Here is a 7,895-nt window from a genome sequence, read left to right as displayed (position 1 = left end):
AGATCGAGGACACCCTGGCCCGTTACACCGCGGCCGACATCGAGATCTACGGCAAGGTCATGGCCGAGTTCCAAGAACGCTTCGCCGCCCAGTGATCCGCGTACTCGTCGCCACGGTGAACCGGCCCCGGGCCGGCCGGCACGCGCTGCGGATCGCGGCGGCGGCGGCCGGACTGCCCGGTGACCCGGCCGGCTACCGCTTCCCGCACCCGCGGGCCTCGCTCACCCACACCGAGCACGCCGGAGTGGCGGCGGTGCTCGTCGGCGGCGCGGCCGACGGCCTGGGGGTGGACCTGGAGCACGACCGGCCGGTCCGCCCGGCGACGGCGCGGTTCTATCTGCGGGACGACGAGCCGCGCGACGAGCTCCTGCGGCTGTGGACCGTCAAGGAGGCCATGTTCAAGGCCGACCTGGCCAACGCCACCCGGGTGCTCCGCGACTACCGGGCGAACGACCCGGCGTACCAGCACGTTTCAGCCCGACATCTCGGTGGCTGGCTCACAGTCGCCGCCCGTCTTGCGAGGGAGCCCATGCCCGCCAACACGATCAGCTTCGAGACCGTGGCCGAACGGATCGCCGGGGTGCTGCGGGTGCCCGCGGACGACCTCACCCCGGAGACCCTGATCAAGGATCTGGCCGCCGACAGCTTCATGTTGGTCGAGATGATCGTCGACCTCCAGGAAGAGTTCGACGCCGTGTTCACCCAGGCCCGGCTGCGCGAGATCGACAGCCTCGGTGAACTCGTCGACGTGCTCCAGGAATCCGCCGTATGACACCCCAACCGCTGCCGGCCGCCATGACGGCCGGTGCCCGTACGATCTCGGAGGCTGGTCTCAGGTGAACGTCCCTGTCATGGTTCTCGTGCTCTGCGCCTACGTGGTCATCGGAGTGCTGCCACGCATCTTCTTCAAGGGCGGCAGCTTCAACTCCGGCTGGTGGCTGACCGGTGCGCCGTTCTTCTGCGTCCCGCCGTTCCTGATCGCCGCCCAGCTCGCCCACTGGCACTCGTGGGTCGGCATGCACAACATGGTCGTCACGCTCGACTCGATCGCGGCCGTGCTGACCGGCGGTTCGATCGCGCTGCTCTTCTACACCCTCGGCACCCACCGGGTGCCGCTGGCGCTGTGGCACCAGGAGGACGACGCCCCGGTGTCGATCGTGACCTACGGCGCGTACTCCCGGATCAGGCATCCCTTCTACTCGTCCTTCCTGCTCGCGTTCCTGGGCTCGTTCGCGCTCTTCCCGCACCTGGGCACCCTGCTGCCCATGCTGTACGCGGTGGGCCGGCTGACCGCGACCGCGATGCGTGAGGAGAAGCGGCTGTCCGCCTCGGAGTTCGGCAGCGAGTACCGCGAGTACATCTCCAAGACCGGCCGTTTCCTGCCCATCTGACCGGCCCGTCCGTCGGCATTCCCCTATCCCTCACCAACGGACCCCCACGGGCGTGGACAAGCCCGTGGGGGTTTCGCGCACCGGCCCCCACGGGGCGTGACCGACCGGTCGGTCACATGCTATGGTCGGTGCGGCACGGCACACCCGGAACATCGACGCGAGAGCGGCGCAGGAGCGACCGCTCGACGCGGAAGGGACAGGCCCTGTGACATCCAGCATGGAGTCGGCGAGCGGCCCGGCACAAGACGCGGATCCGCCCGAGGAAGCCCCGGATCCGCTCCGATGGTGGTCCTTACTCGCGGTCAGCCTGGCCACGTTCATGACCTACCTGGACCTGAACGTCATCAACGTCGCGATCCCCACGATCCAGCGCAGTCTGCATCTCTCGGACGCCGGACTGGAATGGATCGTGAGCAGTTATCTGCTCACCCTGGCCGGTCTGCTGCTGGCCGGCGGCAGACTCGCGGACGCCTACGGCCGCCGCCTGCTGTACATGATCGGCCTGATCGTCTTCACCCTCTCCTCGCTGTCGGCGGGCCTGGCCGGCAACGGCGGCGTCCTGATCGCCAGCCGGGCGGTGCAGGGCATCGGCGCGGCACTGCTGACGCCGGCCACCCTGGCCATCATCACGGCCACGTTCACCGACCTGAAGGAACGCACCAACGCGATCGGCCTGTGGACCGTGAGCGCCGCGGCCGGTCTGGCCCTCGGCCCGGTGACCGGCGGCCTGATCACCCAGAACATCCACTGGGGCTGGATCTTCCTCATCAATGTCCCGATCGGCGTGGCCACGCTCGCGCTCAGCGTCCGGACGGTACGTGAGTCCAGGGCACCGGCCAACAACCGGGTACTGGACGTCGGAGGCCTGGTCACGTCCGCCGTCGCGCTGTTCGCGGTCACCTACGCGCTGATCGAGGGCAACGACGCGGGCTGGAGCTCGATGCGGATCGTGGCGGCCTTCGCCGTCGCCGCCGTGGCCGCCGTGGCCTTCTTCGTGATCGAGTCGCGCACCACGGAACCCATGGTGGACCTGGGGCTGTTCCGCATCCGGCAGTTCACCGGCGGCATCAGCACACAGATGATCTGGGCTTTCGGCGCCCTCGCCATCTACTTCTTCACCTCGATCTACCTCCAGGACATCCTCGGCTTCTCGCCGTCGAAGGCGGGTCTGCTGTTCGTCCCGATGGCCTTCGCGCTGGCCGCGTTCGCCGGCTTCTCCACCCTGATGGAGGCCTGGATCGGCGGTTTCCGCACGGTCTCGCTCGGCATGGTGATGATGACGGTCGGACTGATCATGCTCAACATGCACGACGAGCACGCGACCTTCGGCTCGCTGCTGCCCTCGCTCCTCGTGCTCGGCGGCGGCATGGGCATCATGAACGTCCCGATGACGAACGCGGTGATGCAGAACACCCCGGAGGCCCAGGCCGGTGTCGCGTCGGCGATCCTCAACGACGCCCGCGAGGTCGCGGGGCTGCTCGGCATCACCATCATCGGTGCGGTGCTGCGGTCCAAGCAGAACGCCGAACTGCGGTCCGGTTCGACACCGGGAGAGGCGTTCCTCGACGGCTACCACGTCGGGATGTGGGTGGCCACGGCCCTGGTCGCGGTGGGCATCGTGTTCACCTACGTGATGCTGCGCCCCAGCAACGAACCGGGCCTCAGCAAGGAACCGGTCGCGGCCCAGCAGCTCACCTGAGGGCCGGCGACCGGACGACAGCGTGCGGACAGCCGTCGGCCCGGCCCGGCCAGGGGCGCCGGGCCGGGCCGACGGGCCCCTCCCTCACGACACGCGTTCCACCGCACCCGTTCCACGAGCCTTGAGCCTCGGTCCGTGAACGGCGGTCCGTGCGCTGCGACTTGCCCAACGAGGCCGCGCAGCAAGGCACTTGAGCGGACACGGGCTAGTCGGCGTCGGTCTCGGTCTCGACACGCGGCGGCCAGCCGGGGCGGATCAGACCGATGGCGTACGCCTTGGCGACCGCGGCGGGCCGGTTCTTGACCTTGAGCTTCCGCATCAGAGTGTCCACGTGGTACCCGATGCCGCCACGGCTGAGGTACAGCATGGAGGCCAGGTTGACGGTCGACATGCCGACGGCGACACCCTCAAGGATGCGTGCCTCGATATCGGTCAGCACCAGCCGGTGCGGGGTGGGCGACGGGTCCTGCCGGTTGCCGCTCTCGGGACACACGAGCGCCATCAGGCCCTCGGTGCCGTGCCCGTAGACGGTGAACCCCGTCAACTCACCGCTGAAAACGGTCGAGTCCTTCTGCCGGAACGCGACCATCGGTTCGGTGAAACGGGCGTCCCGATCGTCCAGCAGCCGGGAGAACTGCTTGCTGACCAGCGTCCGCGCATCGGCATGCAGCAGATCACCGAAGGAACGCCCGCCCAACTCCGCCGGCCGGCAGCCGAACTGTTCCGAAAACTCGGCATTGACCTCGACTAGACGGAAACCGCTGTCTAACCTGGCCATACACATACCGGACCGCTCGAAGAGCGATCTGAGGATCTCCTGTTGACTGCCCCTGCCCACCGCGGAGACGAGTACCTCTGTCATTGCTTCTCCCCTGCTCGCCCAGTGAATGAAGGTGACGCGAAGATTGTCGTGACGTGACGCCGTCTCATGACCTCCTGCGGGTTTTCCTCGTCAACCCGGCTGTGAGGTCGGCCCCACCCGACATCGCTCATCCTTGAGCGTCGTCAACATGTTGATCCTTTTCTCTCGAGAAGTTGTTGAGGGTTGTCAAAAGTCCCGAATGGCGACTGATAACCCGATCCGACGAGACCGGTATGAATAGTCACAATGGCGTGCGGTGCCCGCCGCGTCGAACCGGCTCGCCGGGTCGTGTCGCCGCCTTGACGCCGACCGCGAACCCGACGTCCGAGCGCGCGAAGAACTCCACCGCTCCCTCGCCGACACCGTATGGACCCCTCGGACCGTCGCGGCCGGCCTGCCCGCCGGTCCCGTGCATCGTCATGGATCAGCTGCGCTCCTCCTGGGAGACCGGCCGCCGGTCCGGGCACTCCGACCAGGAGAGCCGTGCCCTTTCCGGCCGATCACCAGTCGTGCCGCGCTCACCCTCCCCATACGCCGGTACGGTGCTCACCGGAACCAGGACCGCGACCCGCAGGGCGGGGCCGCGCGCAGGCAACAGAAAGTTCACCGACCCCCTGGTCAGGCGCGGGGGGACGGCCCCTCGGCCCGACCCGGTGCGGCACTAGTCGACAAGGCCCTCGGTCACCAGCGGTGGCCAGCTGCCCCTGCGGAACAGACCGGCCGAATAAGCTCTGGACACCAGTTCGGACCTGTTGGCCGCTTCGAGGTTTTTCATCAGCGCGCTGACGTGATACTCGACCCCACCGCGGCTCAGGAAAAGCTTCGAAGCCAGCTGCACAGTGGACATGCCGGCCGCCACCCCCTCAAGCACCAGGGCTTCCATCCTGGTCAGTGGCCTTCTCACATCGGTCGCCGGGGACCCGGCGGCGTCACCCGCGGGCTCCGGCTCCAGATCCAGCAGGACGACGAGCGAGTCGATACGACCCGTGCCGTCCGTCACCGCGATCCCGGTCAGCTCGGTCGAGGTGCGACCTTCGCTGGTCAGCGCGGCGACCCGGTCGCTGAACCGGCTCCGTTCACCGCGCGCCACCGAGAGCAGCCGGCTCGTCAGCGTGTCCCTGGCCCGTACGTGCACCAGGTCGACGAGGGCGAGCCCCGGAAGTTCCTCGACCGACAGCCCGAACGCGTCGGCGAAGCCGACGTTGCTCCCGATCAGACGGAGGCCAAGATCTAAATGCGCAATGCGCGCGGACGAGTTGTCGAACAGCGACCAGACTCTACACAGGTCGTCAGCCTGCTCAGGTGAGCAAGTATTCGCCTCAGTGATCGCATCTTGTCCCGCCGACACGATTTAGCCTCCCCGTATGCTCGCCAAGGCTCCGTTCATTGTTGATCTAGATTCCCATACAGAAATCCCAAAAACCAGCCCCACCGACCGAAAGCGCAAGTCTAAGGTTTTTCCTATTCCCGTCCCGCCCGAACCGGGCATCAGGTCGCGGCTTCTGTAACCGGTACGTAAAACATCCCCGGAGCAGCGGGCAGCCGGAGCAGGTCAGCTGCACGCTTCACCTGCAAGCGGACCCGGAAGCGGAGTCGACGAAGTAACCAACCGTGGCATTCACAAGCTCACGCGCGCGCACGCCGTCATCTACAAATATCGGCAGTATGTCCATTTTCGACAGATTCAACGAATCCAGCCATATAGCACCGACAGCTCCCTTTGGTTGACTATTTACTTTCGCGCGTTCCCGCGAAGCGATTCTGGAATCCCGCTTTCCGTTTGCGCGTTACATGTGCAGTTCACCAATGATTCTTTCCCGGTACCACTGCCAGGGATTTCGCTACGGCGTGACGCGGTCCCGGTCGCCGGAACTTCGCCGGGCCGCCGCATGTCGTACACCATCGGCTCGACCGGAAGACGGCACATGGACGGCGACCGTCGCGAGGCGGGGCCACCGGCCGTCAGATGCCGAGGAACCGCCTGAGCACCCGGCGCGAGGCCGGCAGCGGACAGCCGGCGTCGAATTCCAGCACCGAGATCTCCCGGGTCATCGCCGCGATCAGCTGGGCCGCCTCTTCCGCGTCCTCCCAGCCCATCGCCTTCAGGTCCACGACCCCCGCCGCCGCCAGCCGCTCGCGCCGGGCCGCCATCGGCCCGCCCTGCACGGTCGGGTCCGAACGGGCCTCCAGCGACAGCGCCTTGACGCCCCTGTTCGCGAGTGAAACGTCGAGATACGCCTCGGTGCTGCGGAAGATGCGCTCGGCGCCGGGCTCCAGGCCCTGGATCGCCTCGTCCACGGCGGCCTGTACCCGGCCGTGGAAACGCTTGTGCATGGCGTCGACGAACGTCGCCCGGTCCTTGAAGTGAACGTAGAACGTCCCCTTGGCGACCCCGGCCTGCGCGACCACCATGTTCACGCTGAGACCGCCCAGGCCGTGCTGCTCCACCAGCGCCGCACCGGCGTCGAGCAACGCCTCACGTGTCTGCAACGCCCCGGGCATCTGCACTCCTGCTGCCATAGCTTCGGAGTATATGCCCGCCCTGGCGGGTCCAGATCTGACGCGACGGCGAACCGGGTGACCGACTGGTCGGTCACATGCTACGCTCCGGCCCATGCTCACGGTCCCGAGATCCACTCCACCGACCGCACACGACAACGGCAGCCGTCCCAGTGACGCCCTTCGCGGCGCCACCGCCGATAAGGAGCAGCAGCGATGAAAGCGGCAGTGATCGAAGAAGTCGGCGCCGCACCGCATGCGACCGCCCTCGCCGACCCCGCGCCCACGACCGACACCCAGGTGGTCGTCCAGGTCGAGGCGACCGCTCTGAACTCGATCGACCTGCATGTCGCGGAGGGGCACCACCGCGCGGGACCGCCGAAGGTCCCCTACGTGCCCGGCTTCGAGGTGGTCGGGACCATCGTGGCCGGCCCCGACCAGGGCCTCCGGGTGCACGCCACGGTTCCGGCCGGCCTGGTGCCCGGCGTCAACGGCGGGCTGGCCGAACTCCTGCTGACCGAGCGCGCGGCCTGCATCCCGGTGCCGGACGAGCTGGACAGCGTCGCCGCCGCGGCGATCGGCGCCGTAGGTGCCGGTGCGGACCTCGCCCTGCGCAAGGCCGACCTCCAGGCGGGCGAGAGCGTCCTGGTCCTGGGCGCGACCGGTCCCCTGGGCGCGGCGGCCGTCCAGCTCGCGAAGCTGGCCGGCGCCGAGCGTGTGATCGCCGCCGGCCGGAACCCCGAGCGCCTCGCCCGGGTCGTCGGCGCGGACGGCGTGGTCGTCCTCGGCGACGAACCGCCGGCCGAGCAACTGGCCGCGCTGGGCGGCCCGGTCGACCTGGTCGTCGACCCGCTCTGGGGCGCCTGGGCGGTTCCGGCCCTGGCCTGCCTGCGGCCGGGTGGCCGCTACCTGAACATCGGCGCGGCGGCGGGCGACGAGAGCGGCTTCCGGGTCGAGATGCTCCGCGGCGCGCAGCTGTCGCTGATCGGCTTCAGCGGTACGACGGCGAAGCCGGCCGACGCGTACGCCGCGTACAACCGGGTCGCGGCCCTCGCCGTGGCGGGTTCGTTCGCCCTGGAGACCGCCACCTATCCGCTGGACGAAGCCGCCAAGGCATGGGAGGCACAGGCGTCCTCGCCCGGCAAGAAGATCGTCGTGGTCCCCTGATCCTCCGAACCACCAATCCACCGATCCCCTGATCCACCGATCGACGGACGCCCGGACGCACCGCCGGGCGATCCCGCCCCCGAGTCCGGGTCACGCCTCCCCCACCGTGACCCGGACTCGTCCGTTGTTCCGGGGGCCGTGTGGGCCCGGGGCATCACGGGGCGGCGGGCGAAGGGACGATAGGCAGAGGGGCGGCGGCCTTCGAGGCATCCGGCCCGGACGCGGCCTCGTCGCCGTGGTCGCGGTCAGGTCGGTGCGGCCGGGCGGGCGGGCCGCG

At 68.5% G+C, this 7,895-nt stretch carries 7 protein-coding genes; 4 read left to right on the top strand and 3 right to left on the bottom strand.

Annotated features, from left to right (window positions below; translation table 11 throughout):
• Positions 1 to 91 precede the first annotated feature (91 nt).
• The 3 genes from ACIQPR_RS39295 to ACIQPR_RS39285 all read left to right on the top strand — a co-directional run bounded on the left by ACIQPR_RS39295 (position 92) and on the right by ACIQPR_RS39285 (position 3,090).
• Positions 92 to 772 carry a phosphopantetheine-binding protein gene (locus ACIQPR_RS39295; RefSeq protein WP_403658906.1) on the top strand — a complete coding sequence of 227 codons (681 nt, stop codon included), beginning with the start codon at positions 92 to 94 and terminating at the stop codon, positions 770 to 772.
• A 79-nt stretch (positions 773 to 851) separates the two neighbouring features.
• The gene (locus ACIQPR_RS39290; RefSeq protein ID WP_403658903.1) at positions 852 to 1,391 is read left to right on the top strand and encodes a methyltransferase family protein; all 540 of its coding nucleotides are present in this window, start codon (positions 852 to 854) and stop codon (positions 1,389 to 1,391) included.
• 205 nt (positions 1,392 to 1,596) lie between these two features.
• Complete coding sequence (locus ACIQPR_RS39285; protein WP_403658900.1) at positions 1,597 to 3,090, top strand: MFS transporter; 1,494 nt, start codon at positions 1,597 to 1,599, stop codon at positions 3,088 to 3,090.
• Positions 3,091 to 3,295: 205 nt separating this feature from the next.
• On the opposite strand, the gene ACIQPR_RS39280 is transcribed toward ACIQPR_RS39285, so the two are convergent.
• The 3 genes from ACIQPR_RS39280 to ACIQPR_RS39270 all read right to left on the bottom strand — a co-directional run bounded on the left by ACIQPR_RS39280 (position 3,296) and on the right by ACIQPR_RS39270 (position 6,472).
• Positions 3,296 to 3,952 (bottom strand): PAS domain S-box protein, encoded by a 657-nt coding sequence (locus ACIQPR_RS39280; protein WP_403658897.1) that lies wholly within the window; start codon positions 3,950 to 3,952, stop codon positions 3,296 to 3,298.
• Between the two features lie 661 nt (positions 3,953 to 4,613).
• On the bottom strand, positions 4,614 to 5,300 hold the full coding sequence (locus ACIQPR_RS39275; protein ID WP_403658895.1) for a LuxR C-terminal-related transcriptional regulator: 687 nt from the start codon (positions 5,298 to 5,300) through the stop codon (positions 4,614 to 4,616).
• Positions 5,301 to 5,914: 614 nt separating this feature from the next.
• On the bottom strand, positions 5,915 to 6,472 hold the full coding sequence (locus ACIQPR_RS39270; protein WP_403658892.1) for a TetR/AcrR family transcriptional regulator: 558 nt from the start codon (positions 6,470 to 6,472) through the stop codon (positions 5,915 to 5,917).
• Between the two features lie 195 nt (positions 6,473 to 6,667).
• Between ACIQPR_RS39270 and ACIQPR_RS39265 the strand changes: the two genes are divergently transcribed.
• Complete coding sequence (locus ACIQPR_RS39265) at positions 6,668 to 7,618, top strand: zinc-binding dehydrogenase (protein ID WP_403658889.1); 951 nt, start codon at positions 6,668 to 6,670, stop codon at positions 7,616 to 7,618.
• Positions 7,619 to 7,895 lie beyond the last annotated feature (277 nt).

Source organism: Streptomyces sp. NPDC091280, assembly GCF_044768565.1.
Lineage (GTDB): Bacteria > Actinomycetota > Actinomycetes > Streptomycetales > Streptomycetaceae > Streptomyces.
Note: the sequence above shows the minus strand (reverse complement) of the source record. Positions and strands in the feature narration are given on the sequence as shown.

Excerpts from the sequence above, each read along its gene's own strand:
- ACIQPR_RS39280 (WP_403658897.1), bottom strand. The coding sequence starts at position 3,952 with ATGACAGAGGTACTCGTCTCCGCGGTGGGCAGGGGCAGTCAACAGGAG.
- ACIQPR_RS39265 (WP_403658889.1), top strand. The coding sequence starts at position 6,668 with ATGAAAGCGGCAGTGATCGAAGAAGTCGGCGCCGCACCGCATGCGACC.
- ACIQPR_RS39290 (WP_403658903.1), top strand. The coding sequence starts at position 852 with ATGGTTCTCGTGCTCTGCGCCTACGTGGTCATCGGAGTGCTGCCACGC.
- ACIQPR_RS39270 (WP_403658892.1), bottom strand. The coding sequence starts at position 6,472 with ATGGCAGCAGGAGTGCAGATGCCCGGGGCGTTGCAGACACGTGAGGCG.